Genomic DNA, 18663 nt, shown 5'->3' with positions numbered 1-18663 from the left:
TTCGTTCTTGCGTTTCCGACTCTATCAGATCTTTTCTCGACCCGATTTCCTCGGCGCTTTCCAGGTTCCCGCTTCCGCGTTTCCCTTTCCGGCGGTTCCGACTTTATCAGAAGATTTCGGCCGGTCAGACCGGCTGCTCATTTCTGAGTAATTCGGATGGGTGCTTCACTCGATCGCGTCTGCGACTCTCTGGAAGCAAGCTAGATTCTAACGATCCGCCCCGAACTTGTCCAGCTCTAGGCAACTGTTTGAATCTACCTCCCCACGCCCGCCGTGTCAACGGCTCTTGCGGGGTGATGGAGAGACTAGCAGCTCACAGACCGTGGATGCACATCAGGCGGCCGTGGGCACGGTGGAGCTGCGCTCAGCCGCCTCGATGTCACCCGTCTGGCCGGCCCGTACCGCGCGACGGCCCAGGACGAAGACGTACGCGAGGAATGCCAGCTCAGCCGCGATCCCGATGCCGATCCGCGCCCAGGTGGGCAGGCCGGACGGCGTGACGAAGCCTTCGATGGCCCCGGAGACGAAGAGGACCAGCGCCAGGCCGATGGCCATGCCGATCGCGGCCCTGCCCTCCTCGGCGAGTGCGGCCCGGCGACTGCGCGGCCCCGGGTCGATGAGGGTCCAGCCCAGGCGAAGACCGGTGCCGGCGGCCACGAAGACCGCGGTCAGTTCGAGCAGACCGTGCGGAAGGACCAGCCCCAGGAACGTGTCGAGACGGCCGGCGGACGACATCAGGCCGAAGCCGACGCCCAGGTTGAGCATGTTCTCGAAGAGGATGAAGAGCACCGGCAGGCCGAGGAAGACGCCCAGGACCAGGCACATCGCGGCTGCCTCGGCGTTGTTCGTCCACACCTGGGCTGCGAAGGACGCCGCGGGGTGGCTCGAGTAGTAGGTCTCGTACTCGCCGCCGGGCCGGGTCAGCTCGCGCAGGTGGCTCGGGGCGGCGATGGCCGACTGCACCTCCGGATGGGCGCCTATCCACCAGCCCAGAAGGATCGCGACGGCGATGGAGACGAGCGCGGTGGGCACCCACCAGTGCCGCGCGCGGTAGACCGCGGCGGGGAAGCCCTGGCCCAGGAACCTCGTGACGTCCCGCCATGACGCGCGGCGGGCGCCGGTAACGGCGCTGCGCGCGCGTGCCACCAACTGGCTGAGCCGGCCCGTCAGCTGGGGATCGGGGGCGCTGGACTGGATGAGGGAGAGGTGGGTGGCGGTGCGCTGGTACAGGGCGACGAGCTCGTCCGCCTCGGCCCCGTTGAGCCGACGGCCGCGGCGGAGCAGGGCGTCGAGGCGGTCCCACTCGGCTCGGTGTGCGGAGACGAAGACGTCCAGGTCCATGGGGTCCGAATGCTCCTCGGCTGGTCGTCCACTGCTCGTCGTGGATGCTCTTTATGCCGTCAGCTTGTCGTACTGCGGCGCGATGCGCCCTCAGCTTGGCAGACTTGCGGTTCACGGGGCAGGCCAGGGGAAGGACGACGGGCGTGAGTGAGCTGGTGACCGGCGAGGCGGTGGCGCTCGAACTGCGGCCCGCGAAGCTGCCGAGCAGGGCGCTTGCGGTGCTGCTCGACCTGGTCGTGGCCGTGTCCGTGTACATCGGCGCGTCGCTGGCGCTGGTGGCGGCGACGTCGTCCCTCGACGAGGCCGCTCAGGTCGCGCTGTCGATCGCCACCTTCCTGCTGGTACTGGTCGGTGGGCCGATCGCGGTGGAGACGCTCAGTCATGGCCGTTCGCTGGGGAAGCTGGTGTTCGGGCTGCGCGTCGTGCGGGACGACGGTGGCCCCGTCCGGTTCCGGCACGCGCTGGTCCGGGGCGCGATCGGCGTGGTCGAGATCCTGATGACGTTCGGGGTGGTGGCCTGCATCGCCTCGCTGGTGTCGGCGCGGGGGCGGCGGCTCGGCGACGTGTTCGCGGGCACCCTCGTCGTGCGCGAGCGGATTCCCGCCGGGCGCACCGGTCAGGTGCCTCCCCCGCCGCCGTGGCTCGCGGGGCGGTTCGCCGAGCTCGATCTGTCGGCCGTGCCGGACGGGCTGTGGCTCGCGGTCCGGCAGTACCTGACGCGGATGCAGCAGCTCGATCACCAGGTCTCCTGGGAGATGGCGCAGCGGCTCGGGGCCGACGTCGCGGCGCGCACGGGGGCCTCCGTGCCACACGGCGAGCATCCTGCGGCCTTTCTGGCCGCGGTGGTCCAGGAACGGCAGTCCCGCGAGGCCAGGCAGGCCTTCGGCGGGGCCGGGTCCGTTGCTCCGGCGGGCTCTCCCGCGCCTCTAGTAGCCGGGGATCCCGCCGGGGCCGCAGGCGCCTCGGCGGGCGGCGGCGGTGTGCCCGGTGGTTACCCTCCGCCCTGGCCGCGGCCGTCCGCGCCGGACACGCGTCAGGCTCCGGCCGGCGGTCGGCCGCAGGTTCCTGTGACGCCCTCCGCGGCGTCCGCCCCGGTGCGCCCGGAGGAGCCGCCGGCCGACCGGCCGGCCACCGGATTCGCGCCGCCCGCCTGAGCGGCCGTCGGCGGACCGGCGGGCCGGCAGCTCAGTCGAACGTCGACGGCGGTGACTGGAGGTCCTCCAGCTCGATGCCGGGCGCGGACAGGACCACGTCCCCGGCGATGTGCACGGTGTGCCGTTCGCCCGTGTCCAGGGCTGTGACCTGGTACTCGTCCACGGTCAGGGGGCCGTTGTCAGTGGCGTGTGCTTCGCTGTTCAGCAAGGTCCAGGACTGGTCCAGGGTGCGGGGGGCGAGGACCGGGTCGGTGAAGGCCACCAGGCGCACGCGGGTCTCGGCGGAGGAGGGGGTGAGGCGCAGGAGACGGGCGGTGGCGACCAGAAACGCGGGGGACGTGCCGGTGAAGGCGTGGGCGCGCACATTGCCTTCGGTGGCATGGGTTCCGGTGGCGTCGGTGCGGACCCAGGTGACGCCGTCGAGGGCGGCGCCTCGCACCTGCCAGCCTCCCGCGTGCATCTCGAGGCGGATGGGGCGGCCGAGGTCGTCCAGGGCGAGGTCGACCGAGCCCCGGTGGTCGCCGGTGGGGGTGGTCAGCTGGGAGACGTAGCGCCAGCCGGACGGGCCGGGCGCGCACTGGAAGTGTTCTTCGGCGAAGGGGGTGTGATCGTGCGGATCGTGGAGCGAATATCGGCCGCGGGGCATGGGGGTCCTGGGTCTTGACGGGCCGGCGGTCCGGCTACGGCTGCTGGTCCGGTCCGAGGCCAAAGAGGCAGGCCCCCGGCACGGGGGTGCGGGGGCCTGCCTCTGCGGATCTGCGGACCTGCCGGGGAGCGGGGCGGTGCACCGGTGTGCTCCCCGGCGGGCGGGACCGTGGACTCAGTAGCGGTAGTGGTCCGACTTGTACGGGCCGTCGACCTCCACGCCGATGTAGGAGGCCTGCTCGGGACGCAGCTTGGTGAGCTTCACGCCGAGCGCGTCCAGGTGGAGGCGGGCGACCTTCTCGTCGAGGTGCTTGGGCAGCACGTAGACGCCGGTCGGGTACTCGTCGGGCTTGGTGAACAGCTCGATCTGGGCCAGGGTCTGGTCCGCGAAGGAGTTGGACATCACGAACGACGGGTGACCGGTGGCGTTGCCCAGGTTCAGCAGGCGGCCCTCGGACAGCACGATGATGACCTTGCCGTCGGGGAACTTCCAGGTGTGGACCTGCGGCTTGACCTCGTCCTTGACGATGCCCGGGATCTGGGCGAGGCCGGCCATGTCGATCTCGTTGTCGAAGTGGCCGATGTTGCCGACGATCGCCTGGTGCTTCATCTTCGCCATGTCCGACGCGAGGATGATGTCCTTGTTGCCGGTGGTGGTGACGAAGATGTCGGCGGTCTCGACGACCTCGTCCAGGGTGGTGACCTGGTAGCCGTCCATCGCGGCCTGCAGGGCGCAGATCGGGTCGATCTCGGTGATGATCACTCGGGCGCCCTGGCCGCGCAGGGACTCCGCGCAGCCCTTGCCCACGTCGCCGTAGCCGCAGACGACGGCGGTCTTGCCGCCGATGAGGACGTCGGTGGCGCGGTTGATGCCGTCGACCAGGGAGTGGCGGCAGCCGTACTTGTTGTCGAACTTCGACTTGGTGACGGAGTCGTTGACGTTGATCGCCGGGAAGAGGAGGACGCCGTCGCGCTGCATCTCGTACAGGCGGTGGACGCCGGTGGTGGTCTCCTCGGTCACGCCGCGGATCTCCGAGGCGAGCTGGGTCCACTTCTGGGGGTTCTCACCCAGGGTGCGGTGCAGCAGCTGGAGGATGACGCGGTGCTCGTCGGACTCGGCGGTCTCCAGGCCGGGGACCTTGCCGTCCTTCTCGTACTCGACGCCCTTGTGGACGAGGAGGGTGGCGTCGCCGCCGTCGTCCAGGATCATGTTGGGGCCGCCGGTGGCGCTGTCCGGCCAGGTCAGCGCCTGCTCGGTGCACCACCAGTACTCCTCCAGGGTCTCGCCCTTCCAGGCGAAGACCGGGACGCCCCGCGGGTCGTCGGGGGTGCCGTCGGGGCCCACGGCGACGGCGGCGGCCGCGTGGTCCTGGGTGGAGAAGATGTTGCAGGAGGCCCAGCGGACCCGGGCGCCGAGGGCGACCAGGGTCTCGATGAGGACGGCGGTCTGCACGGTCATGTGCAGCGAGCCGGTGATGCGGGCGCCGGCGAGGGGCTGGGCCTCGGCGTACTCCTTGCGGATCGCCATCAGGCCCGGCATCTCGTGCTCGGCGAGGGTGATCTCCTTGCGGCCGAACTCGGCCAGGGAGAGGTCGGCGACCTTGAAGTCCTGTCGGCTGTCGACAGTCGTCATTGCGAGCTGCTCCTCGGGGTTGGGTCGAGGTGGGTACGGCTGGTCTGCGCGGCGGCGGACACAGGGGTACCCGAGAAGAGGACACAGGCATGCCCACGTGCGCGCAGCGCAGTCCGTCGGAGGCCCTCTCTCCCTCGGCCGGTCCGCTTGGGGACCGCCCGACCGCCATCAGCAGCGACGTCTGGCTCCGTCCCAAGCTACACCGGGAAGCGGGGCGGCCCCCAGTCCGCCTTCGAAGAGGTCACGTCATTCGGGGGGTGGACGGGTCTTCCCCGGTGAGGGCGGCCCCGCTCACCGGGGCGGGAGTCAGTGGCCGGCCGCGTGCGGGTTGGGGCCGCCCGGGGTCGCCTCCGGGTCCGGGCCCTTGGCGGCCTCGGCCTCGCTGTAGATGTCGGGTTCGAGGTAGATCACGCGGGCGATGGGGACGGCGGCGCGGATGCGGGCCTCGGCCGCGTTGATGGCGTTGGCGACCTCGGTGGCCGTGTCGTCGTGCTGGACGGCGATCTTGGCGGCGACCAGCAGCTCCTCGGGGCCGAGGTGGAGTGTGCGCATGTGGATGACGCCGGTGACGGTGTCGCCGTCGACCATCGCGGCCTCGATCTTCTTGACCTCCTCGGTGCCCGCGGCCTCGCCGAGCAGCAGCGACTTGGTCTCGGCGGCGAGCACCAGGGCGATGCCGACCAGCAGGACACCGATGCAGACGGTGCCGATGCCGTCCCAGACGCCGTCGCCGGTGAGCAGGGCGAGGCCGACGCCGCCGAGGGCGAGGACCAGGCCGATGAGCGCGCCGAAGTCCTCCAGCAGGACGACGGGCAGCTCGGGCGCCTTGGCGCGGCGGATGAACTGTGACCAGGACAGCTTGCCGCGCAGTTCGTTGGACTCCTTCATGGCCGTGCGGAAGGAGAAGCCCTCGGCGATGATCGCGAAGACCAGGACGCCCACCGGCCAGTACCAGTGCTCGATCTCGTGGGGGTGGGTGATCTTCTCGTAGCCCTCGTAGATGGCGAACATGCCGCCGACGGAGAACAGGACGATCGAGACGAGGAACGCGTAGATGTAGCGCTCGCGGCCGTAGCCGAAGGGGTGCTGGGGGGTCGCCTCGCGCTGTGCCTTCTTGCCGCCGATCAGCAGCAGGAACTGGTTGCCGGAGTCGGCGACCGAGTGGACGCCTTCGGCGAGCATCGACGACGAGCCGCTGAACGCGAAGGCCACGAACTTCGATGCTGCGATCGCGAGGTTGGCGCCCAGCGCCGCCACGATCGCCTTGTTACCGCCTGACGCGCTCATGTGTCCGCGATGTCCCTTCGCCCTCGTCCGTCTACGCCGTCCAGGCGTGTGCCCGTTTTTGCCCGTGCTTTGCCGGTGGGCCATTGTTGCAGCCCGCCCGGGCGGCGCCGCGTCAGGTGTCCACAGGCCCGGTCATACGATCACAGTGGCGCGGAAGACGGTGCCCGCACCGGAGACTTCGGCCTTCTCCCCCGCCGGGACGAAGACCGACTGACCGGGGGCCAGCTCGTGCTCGCCGGCCTGGACGGACCCGGCCGTGCAGAGCAGGATCTGCGGGGTGTCGAGGGTGAGGTCGTGGGCGGTGCCGCCCTCGGACAGGACGTACCGGGAGAGCCGGAACTCGTCGATCGGGGTCTCGTAGACCTCCTCGCCGTCCGGGGAGGCCTCGGGGCGCAGCACGCCGGGGTCGCCCGCCTCGAAGCGGACGACGCGCAGCAGTTCGGGGACGTCGACGTGCTTCGGGGTGAGACCGCAGCGCAGCACGTTGTCGGAGTTGGCCATGATCTCGACGCCGAGGCCGTCGAGGTAGGCGTGCGGGATGCCGGCGCCGAGGAACAGGGCCTCGCCGGGCTCCAGGCGGACGTGGTTGAGGAGCATGGCCGCTATGACGCCGGGGTCGCCCGGGTAGTGGTGGGCGATGCCGGCGTAGGGGGCGTAGTCGCCGCCGAGGCGGGTGCAGGCGGCGGCGGCCTCGGCGACCGTGTGCGCCATCTCCTCAGGGTCGGCGCTGAGGACGGCGGTGAGGACCTCCCGCAGGGCCGCTTCCCCGGGGTGCGTGCGCAGCAGGTCGGCGTACGGCTTCAGGGTGTCGACGCCGAGCCCTTCGAGCAGGCCGGCCGCCTCGGCCGGGGCGCGGAAGCCGCACAGCCCGTCGAACTCGGTGAGCGCGCAGATCAGTTCGGGCTTGTGGTTGGCGTCCTTGTAGTTGCGGTGCGGGGCGTCGACGGGCACGCCGCGCCGCTCCTCGTCGGCGTAGCCCTCCCGGGCCTGCTCCAGGTCGGGGTGCACCTGGAGGGAGAGGGGCGCGCCGGCGGCGAGGATCTTGAGCAGGAACGGCAGCCGGGGGCCGAACCTCGCGACCGCCGCGGGGCCCAGTTCGCGCTCCGGGTCCGCGTCGATCACCTCGACGAGCGTCCCGCGCGCGGTGCGCGAGGGAGCGCCCGGGTGGGCGCCCATCCACATCTCCGCCTGTGGTTCGCCGCTCGGTTCGACGCCGAGGAGGTGCGGGATGGCGGTGGTGGAACCCCAGGCGTAGGGGCGGACGGTGTTGTCGAGGCGGTCCATGTGGTTTCTCTGTCTCCGTACGTACGCTGCTCGGCGCCGGCGCCGGGTGGTGTGCCGGTTCCGGCCGGTGTGCCGGTGGCGGGGCGCGGGCCGGTCGGTCCGGGCGGACCCGGGGCCGGCGCCCTGAGCAAGATCAGGCCCCGGAAGCGAGCGCCAGGTAAACGGCGGCGAAATCAGTGACGGCGATCAGTTCCGCGAGGGTCTCCAGGTCGCCGCCCTCCTCCGGTTCGAGCTCGCTGATCGGCGTGTCGTGGCTGAGTGCGAGGTCACGGGCGGCGGGAGCGGCGGTCAGGCCGCCGATCGGACGGTCCCGGAGCAGCACCACGCGCGCGTGCATCGCGGGCGGCTCCTCAACGCGGTCGCGGAAGAAGTCGTCCGGGTCGGCGCTGGCGGCGAGCGGGCCGGCCAGCAGGGCGCTGTGCGCGGCGAGCGCCTCGGGGAGTTCGGCCACGAGCGCGGGGCGGCCGGCGAGTTCGGCGAGGGCGGCGGCGAAGCGGCGGCCGGCGGGTCCGGTCGCGGCGCCTTCCGTCCACACCACCGGGAGCGCGTCGGCGAGTTCGGCGGCGAGGGTCTTGGCCGGGTTGCTGTAGGCCGCGATGGCCGGGCCGCAGCGCTCGGCGATGTGGTCCAGGCGGTCGGCGACCTTCTCCAGGTCGTCCGGCGCCGCGCTGAGCAGGCCGATGCGGTCCAGCAGTGCGAGCAGCGGGGTGAACAGGGCCCAGAAGACGCCCGGGGAGGACGCGGCGAGGGGTTCTTCCTGGTCGTAGGGCGCCGTCGCCATCGGCACGAACATCCCGTGCGCGGCGGCGATCGCCTCGGCGAGCGGGGTCTTGGCCGGGGCGACGGCGACGACCGAGCAGCCTCGGCGGTAGGCCTGCTCGGCGAGCAGGGAGAGGCTGGGTTCGCTGCCGTCCGGGGTGGCGATGAGCAGCAGGTCGACGGAGCCGACCCAGCCCGGGATCTCCCAGCGCAGGGCGCCGGCGGCGGGGGCGACGCCGGTGGGGGCCAGCCTGATGACGGGGCTGCCGGGGCCCGCCAGGGTGCCGAGCAGGTCGGCGGTGTGGGTGGCGGCGGCGCCGGGGCCCGCGATCAGCACGGCGCGGGGGCGGCCGTCGGGCTCGAGGCCGGCCACGCCGGCCTCGGCGGCGTGCCGGAGGGAGGTGCGGACGCGGGCACCGGCCTCGGCCGCGCCGCGCAGCAGGCCGCGGCGGTCGGCGTCGGCGAGGCCCTCCGGGCTGTCGAGCAGCGATTCGTCGAGCATGGGCGGCAGCCTCCGGTCGCCGGGATCCTGTGCGGGGGTTCGAACGCGGGGGTGGGCGCCTCGCCGCGGCGCGGCGGTGGCCCGGTTACTCGGGGCGGCGGGCCTCGTCGACGAGCAGGACCGGGATGCCGTCGCGGACCGGGTAGGCCAGGCCGCAGTCCTGGCCGGTGCAGATCAGCTCGGTGTCCTGCTCCTTGAGGGGGGCGTGACAGGCGGGGCAGGCGAGGATCTCCAGAAGGCCGGCTTCGAGCGGCATGAGGGTGTCCCTTCGGGGCGGATGTTCTATTGCCGATGTGCTGGTCAGCGTACCGCTGGTGGCGGGGGCGGGGCGGGCCCGCGGGCGCGGCCGGGGCCGCCGCGCCCGCTGCGCGGCCGTCCGCCCGGGCCGGGCGGGTGGCTCAGGCCCTGATGATCGCGAGGGCCTCGTCGCGGATCCTGGTCATCGTCGCCTCGTCCTTCGCCTCCGCGTTCAGGCGCAGCAGCGGTTCGGTGTTGGACGGGCGGACGTTGAACCACCAGGCGGCGGTGGAGACCGTGAGGCCGTCGAGGTCGTCGAGGGTGACGCCCGGGCGGCCCTCGTAGGCGGCGCGGATCGCGGCGAGGCGGGCGGCCTGGTCCGCGACGGTGGAGTTGATCTCGCCAGAGCCCGCGTAGCGGTCGTACTGGGCGGTCAGGGCGGAGAGGGGGCCCTCCTGGCCGCCGAGGGCCGCGAGGACGTGGAGGGCGGCCAGCATGCCCGTGTCGGCGTTCCAGAAGTCCTTGAAGTAGTAGTGGGCGGAGTGCTCGCCGCCGAAGATCGCGCCGGAGCGTGCCATCTCGGCCTTGATGAAGGAGTGCCCGACGCGGGTGCGGACCGGGGTGCCGCCGTTCTCCCGCACCACCTCAGGAACGGTGCGGGAGGTGATCAGGTTGTGGATGACGGTGCCCCGGCCGCCGGAGCGGGCCAGTTCGCGTGCCGCGACCAGCGCGGTGATCGCGGACGGGGAGACGGGGTCGCCGTTCTCGTCCACGACGAAGCAGCGGTCGGCGTCGCCGTCGAAGGCGATCCCGAGGTCCGCGCCCTCCGCCGGGACCCGCTTCTGCAGGTCCACGAGGTTGGCCGGGTCGAGGGGGTTGGCCTCGTGGTTCGGGAAGGTGCCGTCCAGTTCGAAGTACATCGGGACGAGGGTCAGCGGCAGACCGGCGAAGACCGTGGGGACGGTGTGGCCGCCCATGCCGTTGCCCGCGTCGACGACGACCTTCAGGGGGCGGACGGCGGTCAGGTCGACGAGGGAGCGGAGGTGGGCCGCGTAGTCCTGCAGCGTCTCGCGCGTGGTGAGGGCTCCCGGCTCGGCGGCCGGTTCCGGAGCGCCCGACTCCAGCCACCGCTCGACGAGTTCGCGGATCTGCGCCAGGCCCGTGTCCTGACCGACCGGTGCGGCGCCGGCGCGGCACATCTTGATGCCGTTGTACCGCGCGGGGTTGTGCGAGGCGGTGAACATCGCGCCCGGGAGGTTCAGCGCGCCGGAGGCGTAGTAGAGCTGGTCCGTCGAGCACAGGCCGATCTCGGTGACGTCCACCCCGCGGTCGGCCGCCCCGCGCGCGAAGGCGCGGGAGAGGCCGGGGGACGAGGGGCGCATGTCGTGGCCGACGACGATGGCCGTCGCGTCCGTCACCTCGGCGAAGGCGGCGCCGAAGAGGGCGGCCAGCGGCTCGTCCCACTGGTCCGGGACCACTCCGCGTACGTCGTACGCCTTCACGATCTGCGACAGATCAGCAGTCACGGCCAACCTTCCTGAAGTCCTATGGGTGCCCACAAACTACCCGTCGGTGGTGAGAGGCAGGTGTGCGGACACCCGGGCGGGCAAGTGGCCGACGGTCGGCGACTGGTGGCCGTGGGTCGCCCCGGTGGGTGCGGGATCGGTTCTCCGCCGGATGCGGAGTCAGTTGTCCGGCGAGCGCAGGATGCGCAGATGCCCGCGGCGGGCCACTTCCATGGGGTCCGGGGTGCGGGCTCCGCCGCCCGCCTCGGCCGCCCGCTGCTGGGGGCGGGCCGCCTCGCGCACGGCGTTGGCAAGCGCTTCCAGGTCGTCTCCACTGGGCCGCGCGGGAGCGGAGCCGTCGAGGAGGCGCACGACCTCCCAGCCACGGGGCGCGGTGAGGCGCTCGGAGTGCTCGGCGCACAGGTCGTAGCAGTGGGGTTCGGCGTAGGTGGCGAGCGGGCCGAGGACCGCGGTCGAGTCGGCGTAGACGTACGTCAGCGTCGCGACGGCGGGTCGGCCGCAGGCGGTGCGCGAACAGCGACGTACAGGGCTCACGCTGATGGACGGTACCGCACTCTTGAGCGGGCCGCGACGACTCTGCTCCAGGTCACGCCACCGTGTCGTACTTTGAGACGTCACGCGGGCCTCCCCGAACAGGCCGTGCTGACCTGCGCGGACGGGGTCGCGCGGAGGTCCGGGCGGGGAACGTTCCGGTCATGAGTCGGCACAAACACCGTCAATTGCCTTGAGTTCACCGGTCTCGGAGGGTTACGGAAACGAGCCAGACCTTGGCTGGAATGGTCAACCTGTGTCACGTCCGGTGACGCGTGCTCGTCCTGCCGCGGGACGGGGGACGTCGGTGGCCGGTTGCCGCGTGGGGCCGGGCGGGTGGAGCGTGCGGGGACTAGGCTTCTGCGGTGATGGACAACCGTGTACCGCCCCGTGCCGCCGGCCCCGGGCCCCGTCGCCGTGATCGCCACGGGCGGGGCATGCGAGGGCCGATCGCGCCGCCTCAGGTGCCGCTGGCGGCCAGCCGCGCCGAGGTGTTCGCGGACCTGGTGCAGGACTCCGTGGAGCGTCTCGAGCGGCGGTGGCCGCAGTTGGCCGACATGGACTTCCTGGTGCTCGAGGTGCCCCGGCTCGAGGGGCGCGGCACGGACGTGTGGAGCGACGAGGCCGTTCCGCTGGGCGGGGTCGTTCCCGCGCAGGAGGGACGGCGCGCCCGGGTGGTGGTGTACCGGCGGCCGGTGGAGATCCGGACCAAGGGGCGGGACGAGCGGGCCGCGTTGGTGCACGAGATCGTGGTGGAGCAGGTGGCTGAGTTGTTGGGGCTGACGCCCGAGACGGTCGATCCTCGGTACGGGGAGGATTGAGCGGGGCTGCCTGCCGGGGGCCTGTCCTGTGGACGCCCGGGTCCGCACCGGCGCCCGGCCACGGCGGCCCCGTGCACGCGTCGGGCCGCCGTGGCCGGGCCGTCACTTCTGGAGGAGGGACAGGTCCTCGGTCGTCCGGGGGACTGAGACCAGGCCCCGGTCGGTGGGGAGGGTCTGGATGGTGAAGGCGGGGACGCCGGCCGCCGTGGAGGTGAGGGTGCGGGAGGCGTAGAGGGGGCCTCCGGAGACGGGTTCCACGGTCAGGGCGTAGGTGCCCTTGAGGCCGGACGGCGTGGGAGCAGGGACGTCCAGCGTGGTGCCGGACTTGACGGTGTAGGTCTTCGTGACGGGCGCGCCGCCCTCGCTGCCCGCCGAGGCCGTGATCTTGACCGTGCTGGTGGCCGTGGGGGCGGTCAGCGAGAGGGTCGAGGTCTTGCCGCGGTTGTCCGCCGAGGTCGCCCGCTTGCCGACCGGGGCCGTGGCGGGGATGAAGGCCGTCTCCTGCTTGGCTCCCTTGCCCCGGACCACCCGCAGCGCCGCCACCACGGGCACGGACTGGTCGGTGGGCGTGAGCACCAGGGAGCCCGCTTCGCCTCGGGTGACGTCGCCGAGGTCGGCCGCGGTCGTCATACCGGCCTTGACGTGCAGCGTCTCGTTGCCCGCCGGGGTGATCAGGCCGTCGGGCGATGCCAGCCGGATCTTGAGGTCCGCGTCTGCGTCGCCGGGAGTGAAGGCGATCAGGCGGACGTCGGTGGCGTCCTTGGGGATGCCGGGCAGCACCAGGCCGGCGGACGGGTCGTCGGCGGCGGCCAGCCAGTCGCCGCCCACCTTGTCGTCCAGGGCCTGCACCGCCGCGCCGACCCGGCCGCTGCGCACGCTGACGTGGACGGTGAGGTCCGTCTGCCGTTCGTCGGTGAGCGTGGACAGCAGGATCGGCTCGCTCCCGTGCGGCGGGATCGTGAAGCCGTCCGCCACCGAGGACTTGATCGCGCCCTCCTTGCCGTACAGCTCGATGTCGACGACGGCGGCGGAGTCCTCGGGGTTGGTCAGGTGCACGTAGTCGGTGCGGTCGGCGGCCGTGCTGGCGCCCGGGAACCAGAACTCGGTGTCGGGGGCGGTGCAGTTGACGCCCTGCAGTCCCCGGCCCGTGCCCGCGACCACTTCGGTGGTCTCCTGCACGGTCCAGCCGGGGGCGTACCTGCCGTCGGCGGTGCCGACCTGTGCGGGAGTGTCGGCGCCGGAGGTGTCGCCGGTGGCCGGGGTGCCGGGGCTCTTGGGGGTGAGGACCGGCGCGGCGGGCTTCTTCTTGGCGCCCGCGCCCTTCTTGGACCCGCTCGTAGCGTCCGCCGACTGCTCGGCGGCCGCCTGGAGTTGGGCCTTGCCGCCGCTCGCGGTGCCCTTGGTGACGGGCGTGAACGACGTGTACGAGGTGTCGGCGATGTCGGAGGAGCTCGGCGCCGGGCACAGCAGGCTGGTGCGCTCCACAGGCAGCTCGGCGGCCGCCGTGGCCGGGTCCGCGCCGGAGGCGGCCGGGGTGTCGAGCGCGGCGAAGGCGGTGACGGCGGCCAGCGCGGTCGTGCAGGCGATCAGGGACAGGGTGGTGCGGTTCACTGCTGGCTCCCGTCGGGGCGCTCGCTGCCGGTGCCGTACTGCTGCTGGGCCGGGTCGTAACCCTGCTGGTACGCCTGCTGGTCGTACGCCTGCTGCTCGGGCGTGCCGCCGTAGGCGTAGGGGTCGTACTGGCCGTTCTGGTAGGGGTCGGGCTGGTACGCCTGCTGGTCGTAGCCCTCGGTCTGGTACTGGCCGGCGTCCTGGTACTGGCCGGTGCCGTAACCGGTGTACTCGCCGCCCGCGTAGTCCCAGTCGCCGTACGCCGGCTGCTGGGGGACGGCGGCCGCCGGGGTCTCCTGGGGAACGGCCGCGGGGGCCTCCTGCGGAGCGGGCGGCATGCTGTCGGGGCCGGGCTGCTCCGGGACGGCCGCCTCCTCGGCCTGGGCGCGCAGCCGGCGGGCGCGGCGGCCCTCGCCGGAGGCGTCCTGGGCGGGCAGCGGCTGCTCCTCGGGCAGGTCGTCGTCGATGTCGCGGCGGCGGCCGGGCAGGGCGAGGACGACCAGGACGACGGCGAGCGCGCCCTGGACCCACAGCCATGCGGTGTGGGTGACCGGGTCGTCGTGCACGACGTCCAGCCGGCCGCCGTCGGCCGGCAGTTGGAAGCCCTGGGCCCAGCCGTCGACCGTGGTGCGGGTGAGCGGCCTGCCGTCCAGGGTGGCCGTCCAGCCGTCGGAGACGGCGTCGGCCAGGCGCAGGACGCGGCCGCCGGGTCCTGCGGGAACGGTGGTGTGGATCTCCACCGGTCCGGCGGCGACGGACTGGGCGGCGCCGGTGCCGCCCGCGGGCACGATGGTGGCGCGGGAGACCTGCCGGCCGACGCGCCACAGGGCGCTGCCGTCCTGCTGGCTGAGCCGGCTGAGCCCGGGGGTGGCGTCGAGGACGCGGGTGATCTCGCGGGGTGCGCCCTTGTGGACGAGGACGTACCGCACGGCGAAGCCGCCGAGCTGGCCCGCCTGGTCGGCGCCGGAGCCCGCGACCAGGTTGGCGACGACCTTGTCGAGCCTGGCGTTCTCCCCGTCGGTGGCGGCGAGTTCGGCGTCTCCCATGCGGGCGCCGGAGCCGCGGACCAGGCTGTAGCGCACGTGTGCGGTGGATTCGCTGTCCAGGACCAGGGTGCGGGCCTGGTCGCGGGTGGTGGCGTCCTCGGCGACGAACGCGGGGACCTGCACCGGATCGCGGCGCTCCAGCGGGCCGTCGGCGCCGCCGATCATCCAGCCGGCGGCGACGAGCAGCGGGCCCGCGGCGGAGGCGAAGGCGATCAGGGCGGCGACGGGCTGGCGCCAGCCGAAGCTCTGCTCGGCCACGCGCGCGCGTGCCCCGTCGGCGCCCAGGGCCGCGGCGGCCAGCAGGGCGATGCCGTAGACGAGGGTGGCCGGTCCGGCCCAGGTGGAGCGGTTGGACAGGACGGCGAAGACCAGGCCGACCAGGGCGGCGGCCCAGGCGGTCCGGATGCCCAACTGGCGCTCGGAGCGCAGCAGTGCGGCCAGGGCGGCCAGGACGATGCCGATGAGCATCAGGCCGTCGACGGTGCCGGGACCGCCGGGACCGGCGCCGAGCAGGTCGAGCGCGGAGGCGCTGGAGGCGCCGTACTCCAGGCCCGCCTCGGTGAAGAAGCCGGTCGGGAGCAGGGTCAGCGACCAGGGGGCGAGGATCAGCAGCGGGGTGCCGAGCTGGGCCAGGAAACGCAGGAGGTGGGCGACGAGGTCGCCGCGGCGCAGGACCAGCACGCCGATGCCGAGGATCAGCGCGATGGGCCAGACGATCGGGGTGAACGCGGTGGTGATGGTCAGCAGCAGCGCGTACGCCCAGGTGGCGCGCCAGCTCCCGCGCGCGCCGGAGGCGTGGGTGAGACCGCTCGCGGCGATGCCCGCGCGCGCGATGAGCGGCAGCAGCACGGCGAGGACGGCGGTGCCGATCCGGCCGCCGGCCAGCGCGCCGGTGGCGGCGGGCAGGAAGGCGTAGGCGATCGCGGCCCAGGCGCGCAGCAGGCGGGAGGTGACGAGGGGCCGGGAGGCGAAGTAGGCGGTGAGGCCGGCCAGCGGGACCGAGCAGACCAGCAGCACGGTGACGGCGAGCCCGGTGGAGCCGAACAGGATCGAGGCGAGCGTGGCGACGATGGCGAGGTAGGGCGGTGCGGCGGCGGTGCCGCCGGCGCCCACCGGGTGCCAGGCGTCCAGGTAGCGGGACCAGAGGTCGCCGGCGCTCGCCGGGGCGGGCAGCAGGGCGCCGCCCGCGAGGGCGCCGCCGCCGAGCAGGGCGCGGCAGGCGACGAGGGAGACCAGGAGCAGCCCCAGGAAGAGGACCGGGCCCGGCTTGCGGGCGATCCGCTTCAGCCGGGCGAACTGCTCGATCTCCAGGAAGTCGGCGTCGTCGCCGCCGGGCCCGGACTCCACGGCGCCGCCGTGCCGGCCGGCGGAGGAGGTGTCGGTGTCGGAGCCGTTGGAGAAGTTGCCCGCGATCTGCTCCACGGTGGCGCGGATGGTCGCGCCCGGGGGCGGGAAGAGTCGGCGCAGCTCCGTCCTGTCGATCCGGGAGGGGCCGCGGCGGCGCCGTCCGGCGAGGATCCGCTCGGGCCGCAGCAGGGTTCCCAGCAGACCCCGGATCTCGTCGACGGCCTGCCCGGGGACCTTGCCCACGAGGTAGGCGACGGTCCTGAGGAGGGTGCCGAGGACGAGCCGCAGCAGCACCCAGGGCAGCGCGGCCGTGCGGACGTTGACGAGCAGGGTGTAGATGGCGCCGGCCTTGTCGACCTTGTGCGGGGAGGCGGCGGTGCGGCCCACGCAGTCGACGGTGCGGCGCTCGCGGGAGGCCGCCTCGGCGTGCCGTACGACCGCCTCGGGGGCGACGAGGACCCGGTGGCCGGCCGCGTGCGCCCGCCAGCACAGGTCGACGTCGTCGCGCATCAGGGGCAGTCGGCGGTCGAATCCGCCGAGCTGCTCGAAGACGTCGCGGCGCACGAGCATGCCGGCGGTGGACACGGACAGCACGGTGCGGACGTGGTCGTGCTGGCCCTGGTCCTGTTCCCGGCGGTCGAGACCCGTCCAGCGGCGGCCGGAGTTGGCGATGGAGACGCCGACCTCCAGCAGTTGCCTGCGGTCGTACCAGCCGCGCAGCTTGGGGCCGACGATCGCCACGTCGTCGCGGCCGAGTTCGAGTTCGTTGTCGACGACCCTGAGCAGCTGGGCGAGGGCGTCGGGTTCGGGGGCGCAGTCGTCGTGCAGCAGCCACAGCCACTGGATGGGTTCGCCGTGGGGCAGTTCGGGCAGGTCGTAGGCGTCGTCGCGCCACGAGCGCGTGACCGGGTCCCAGCCGCTGGGGCGCCTGAGGTACGGCAGTTCGTCGGGGGTGAGGAGGGGGGCGACGCGGGTCGCCTCCTCCACCGCCTGTCCGAAGCCGGTACGGCGGGCCAGGTGCAGCACGCGGTCGTCGCCGAGGGCCTCGGCGACCAGCCGGGCGGAGTCGTCCGCGCTGCCGGTGTCGGCCGCCACCGCGTTCTGGACGGGGCGTTCCTGGCCGAGCAGCCCGGCCAGCGCGTCGGGCAGCCAGCGGGCGCCGTCGTGGGAGACGAGGACCGCGGTCACCACATGACGCGGGAACTCAGGGTGGGCAGCCGGGTCTTGAGCTGCTGTTTGGCTGTGCACGGACATCGAGGTACGGGCCCCGGTTCGATGGACTGCGGTGGACGCCTGTGCCCCGAGGGGACAGCGGTGCGTCTCGGACGAGCGACCACACTATCGGCTGACCATGACGACGGCCCGCCGCCTGTGGACAACCCACGGGCGACGGGCCGTTCGTGACGTGTGCGGGGCCGCGGTCCGGCCGCTCGGCGGTGCGGTGACCGGAGGGTGACCGGCCGCCGGTCAGACGGCGGCCTTCTTCAGCCGGCGGCGCTCACGCTCGGACAGACCGCCCCAGATGCCGAAGCGCTCGTCGTTGGCGAGGGCGTACTCGAGGCATTCGGAGCGCACCTCGCAGGCGAGGCAGACCTTCTTCGCCTCTCTGGTCGAGCCGCCCTTCTCCGGAAAGAAGGACTCGGGGTCGGTCTGGGCGCACAGTGCGCGCTCCTGCCAGCCGAGTTCCTCGTCCGCGTCGTCGACCAGCAGTTGCTGCACCAGCTCGGTCATGTGCGCCCCTCGTCTGTCTTCACGTCTCCCCGTGCGTAGCCGCTACCGATTTCGGCTGAACGACACGAGTGAAATTACAAGTGTGCTGCTCCGGGCGAGTCAAGCCGAGATCTGCTATTGAGCCCGTTATTCACTCTGCGGAACCAAGGCCATGCGGAAAGTGTTCAAATCGGCATAAACCCTGACACGCAGAACGAGGGCCAGAGGGGCGGCGAACCCGCACAGGCCTCTGTACGAAGAAGGACGCCCCCGCGTTCGATCTCGTTCCGGCGAGGCTCGAGCGCTCGGTTGTGCGCCATGTGTCCCGGGATCCGGGTGAACAAACCTTTCACCTGACAGATGAACCGGATGAGGTGAACCATGTCGCACTTTCCGGGCGTCGAGTTGACAGCCCGAGTGTGAACCGGTGTCCTAGTGGGCATGCTCGCGAACTTGGCACCCGCATCGACCCGCACCGCCGGGCCCCTCGGTGCCGCACGCGCGCGCTGTAGCTGTTGTTGCTGTCCCAGCTGTTGAGCCCATCGCGCTCCGGCTGCTCCCGAGCCCATCCCGGCTCGGCCGCGTTCCCCTGTCCCTGAACTCCACCCGGGACACCTCTCCTCGCCCGTGACCCGGGCGGACGCAGAGCGACACCCAGCCCCCACTCCCGCCGAGGAACCCCCTCACCCGATGAACAGCGACAACGACCTCCAGATCGCCGGCGACATCCTCGAAGTCCCGCACCTGCTCCAGCCGCCGCGCGAGCACCCCGCCACCGTCGCCGAGTTCGTGGGCCTCGCCCGCGCCATCGCCGCCGACCGCGCCCAGTGGGCGCACCTCGTCCGCTACGACGCCACCACCCGCTGGTACCACCGGCTGCGCACCGGCCCCGGCTACGAGGTGTGGCTGCTGTCCTGGGTGCCCGGCCAGGGCAGCGGGACGCACGACCACGGCCGCTCCTCCGGCGTCCTCACCGTCCTGGAGGGGAAGCTGACCGAGCGCACGGAGCGGGGCACGCGCGCGCTGGCGGCCGGCGCCCAGCGGGTGTTCGCGCCGGGTTACGCGCACGAGGTGGTGAACGACGCCCTGGAGCCCGCGGTCAGCCTGCACGTCTACTACCCGGGCCTGACCGAGATGCCCATGCACTCCTCACCGCACTGCGAGGCCCGGACCGAGCCGCGTCCGGTGACTGCCTGACACGATGTCCTACCCGCCTGCGAGACTTGGGC

At 72.8% G+C, this 18663-nt stretch carries 15 protein-coding genes; 3 read left to right on the top strand and 12 right to left on the bottom strand.

Features of this window, described 5'->3' with window-relative positions:
- Positions 1-333: 333 nt before the first annotated feature.
- Entirely contained in the window at positions 334-1341 is a 1008-nt protein-coding gene (locus tag ACFQ9Z_RS31895; protein WP_383027142.1) for a stage II sporulation protein M, read from the bottom strand.
- Between the two features lie 143 nt (positions 1342-1484).
- Between ACFQ9Z_RS31895 and ACFQ9Z_RS31890 the strand changes: the two genes are divergently transcribed.
- The gene (locus tag ACFQ9Z_RS31890) at positions 1485-2495 is read left to right on the top strand and encodes an RDD family protein (RefSeq protein ID WP_383027137.1); all 1011 of its coding nucleotides are present in this window, start codon (positions 1485-1487) and stop codon (positions 2493-2495) included.
- A gap of 31 nt (positions 2496-2526) precedes the next feature.
- Here ACFQ9Z_RS31890 and ACFQ9Z_RS31885 read toward each other — a convergent pair whose 3' ends face one another.
- The 8 genes from ACFQ9Z_RS31885 to ACFQ9Z_RS31850 form a co-directional block, all read right to left on the bottom strand.
- Positions 2527-3141, bottom strand: a complete 615-nt coding sequence (locus ACFQ9Z_RS31885) for a hypothetical protein (RefSeq protein WP_383027133.1) — start codon at positions 3139-3141, stop codon at positions 2527-2529.
- 174 nt (positions 3142-3315) lie between these two features.
- Complete coding sequence (ahcY, locus tag ACFQ9Z_RS31880; protein ID WP_383027129.1) at positions 3316-4773, bottom strand: adenosylhomocysteinase; 1458 nt, start codon at positions 4771-4773, stop codon at positions 3316-3318.
- 306 nt (positions 4774-5079) lie between these two features.
- Positions 5080-6060 (bottom strand): cation diffusion facilitator family transporter, encoded by a 981-nt coding sequence (locus tag ACFQ9Z_RS31875; protein ID WP_383027125.1) that lies wholly within the window; start codon positions 6058-6060, stop codon positions 5080-5082.
- A 132-nt stretch (positions 6061-6192) separates the two neighbouring features.
- Positions 6193-7344, bottom strand: a complete 1152-nt coding sequence (gene manA / locus ACFQ9Z_RS31870; RefSeq protein ID WP_383027122.1) for a mannose-6-phosphate isomerase, class I — start codon at positions 7342-7344, stop codon at positions 6193-6195.
- 133 nt (positions 7345-7477) lie between these two features.
- On the bottom strand, positions 7478-8605 hold the full coding sequence (locus ACFQ9Z_RS31865) for an SIS domain-containing protein (RefSeq protein WP_383027118.1): 1128 nt from the start codon (positions 8603-8605) through the stop codon (positions 7478-7480).
- Positions 8606-8690: 85 nt separating this feature from the next.
- Positions 8691-8861, bottom strand: a complete 171-nt coding sequence (locus ACFQ9Z_RS31860; protein ID WP_014673093.1) for a Trm112 family protein — start codon at positions 8859-8861, stop codon at positions 8691-8693.
- A 142-nt stretch (positions 8862-9003) separates the two neighbouring features.
- The gene (locus ACFQ9Z_RS31855; RefSeq protein ID WP_383027113.1) at positions 9004-10368 is read right to left on the bottom strand and encodes a phosphomannomutase/phosphoglucomutase; all 1365 of its coding nucleotides are present in this window, start codon (positions 10366-10368) and stop codon (positions 9004-9006) included.
- A gap of 159 nt (positions 10369-10527) precedes the next feature.
- Positions 10528-10902 (bottom strand): DUF3499 domain-containing protein, encoded by a 375-nt coding sequence (locus ACFQ9Z_RS31850; protein ID WP_216856618.1) that lies wholly within the window; start codon positions 10900-10902, stop codon positions 10528-10530.
- 434 nt (positions 10903-11336) lie between these two features.
- Here ACFQ9Z_RS31850 and ACFQ9Z_RS31845 point away from each other — a divergent pair, with 434 nt between their 5' ends.
- Entirely contained in the window at positions 11337-11720 is a 384-nt protein-coding gene (locus ACFQ9Z_RS31845) for a metallopeptidase family protein (RefSeq protein ID WP_383027107.1), read from the top strand.
- A gap of 102 nt (positions 11721-11822) precedes the next feature.
- Here ACFQ9Z_RS31845 and ACFQ9Z_RS31840 read toward each other — a convergent pair whose 3' ends face one another.
- From ACFQ9Z_RS31840 to ACFQ9Z_RS31830, 3 genes are all read right to left on the bottom strand, one after another.
- Positions 11823-13331 carry a DUF5719 family protein gene (locus ACFQ9Z_RS31840; RefSeq protein WP_383027102.1) on the bottom strand — a complete coding sequence of 503 codons (1509 nt, stop codon included), beginning with the start codon at positions 13329-13331 and terminating at the stop codon, positions 11823-11825.
- Positions 13328-16978, bottom strand: coding sequence for a glycosyltransferase (locus ACFQ9Z_RS31835; protein WP_383027099.1), 3651 nt, complete (start codon positions 16976-16978; stop codon positions 13328-13330). The genes ACFQ9Z_RS31840 and ACFQ9Z_RS31835 overlap by 4 nt, the downstream gene beginning before the upstream one ends.
- A gap of 213 nt (positions 16979-17191) precedes the next feature.
- The gene (locus ACFQ9Z_RS31830; protein WP_003975777.1) at positions 17192-17455 is read right to left on the bottom strand and encodes a WhiB family transcriptional regulator; all 264 of its coding nucleotides are present in this window, start codon (positions 17453-17455) and stop codon (positions 17192-17194) included.
- Between the two features lie 669 nt (positions 17456-18124).
- Here ACFQ9Z_RS31830 and ACFQ9Z_RS31825 point away from each other — a divergent pair.
- Positions 18125-18631: a cysteine dioxygenase gene (locus tag ACFQ9Z_RS31825; RefSeq protein WP_383027089.1), complete on the top strand. Its 507-nt coding sequence runs from the start codon at positions 18125-18127 to the stop codon at positions 18629-18631.
- Positions 18632-18663: the final 32 nt, after the last annotated feature.

The organism is Streptomyces sp. NPDC056580 (genome assembly GCF_042793175.1).
Taxonomy (GTDB): Bacteria; Actinomycetota; Actinomycetes; order Streptomycetales; family Streptomycetaceae; genus Streptomyces.
This window is presented reverse-complemented; position numbering and strand designations above follow the sequence as displayed.

Bases quoted from the DNA above. Each gene is read 5' to 3' on its own strand.
- ACFQ9Z_RS31895 (WP_383027142.1), bottom strand. From the start codon at position 1,341: ATGGACCTGGACGTCTTCGTCTCCGCACACCGAGCCGAGTGGGACCGC.
- ACFQ9Z_RS31885 (WP_383027133.1), bottom strand. From the start codon at position 3,141: ATGCCCCGCGGCCGATATTCGCTCCACGATCCGCACGATCACACCCCC.
- ahcY (WP_383027129.1), bottom strand. From the start codon at position 4,773: ATGACGACTGTCGACAGCCGACAGGACTTCAAGGTCGCCGACCTCTCC.
- ACFQ9Z_RS31875 (WP_383027125.1), bottom strand. From the start codon at position 6,060: ATGAGCGCGTCAGGCGGTAACAAGGCGATCGTGGCGGCGCTGGGCGCC.
- manA (WP_383027122.1), bottom strand. From the start codon at position 7,344: ATGGACCGCCTCGACAACACCGTCCGCCCCTACGCCTGGGGTTCCACC.
- ACFQ9Z_RS31865 (WP_383027118.1), bottom strand. From the start codon at position 8,605: ATGCTCGACGAATCGCTGCTCGACAGCCCGGAGGGCCTCGCCGACGCC.
- ACFQ9Z_RS31860 (WP_014673093.1), bottom strand. From the start codon at position 8,861: ATGCCGCTCGAAGCCGGCCTTCTGGAGATCCTCGCCTGCCCCGCCTGT.
- ACFQ9Z_RS31845 (WP_383027107.1), top strand. From the start codon at position 11,337: ATGCGAGGGCCGATCGCGCCGCCTCAGGTGCCGCTGGCGGCCAGCCGC.
- ACFQ9Z_RS31835 (WP_383027099.1), bottom strand. From the start codon at position 16,978: ATGTCCGTGCACAGCCAAACAGCAGCTCAAGACCCGGCTGCCCACCCT.
- ACFQ9Z_RS31830 (WP_003975777.1), bottom strand. From the start codon at position 17,455: ATGACCGAGCTGGTGCAGCAACTGCTGGTCGACGACGCGGACGAGGAA.
- ACFQ9Z_RS31825 (WP_383027089.1), top strand. From the start codon at position 18,125: ATGAACAGCGACAACGACCTCCAGATCGCCGGCGACATCCTCGAAGTC.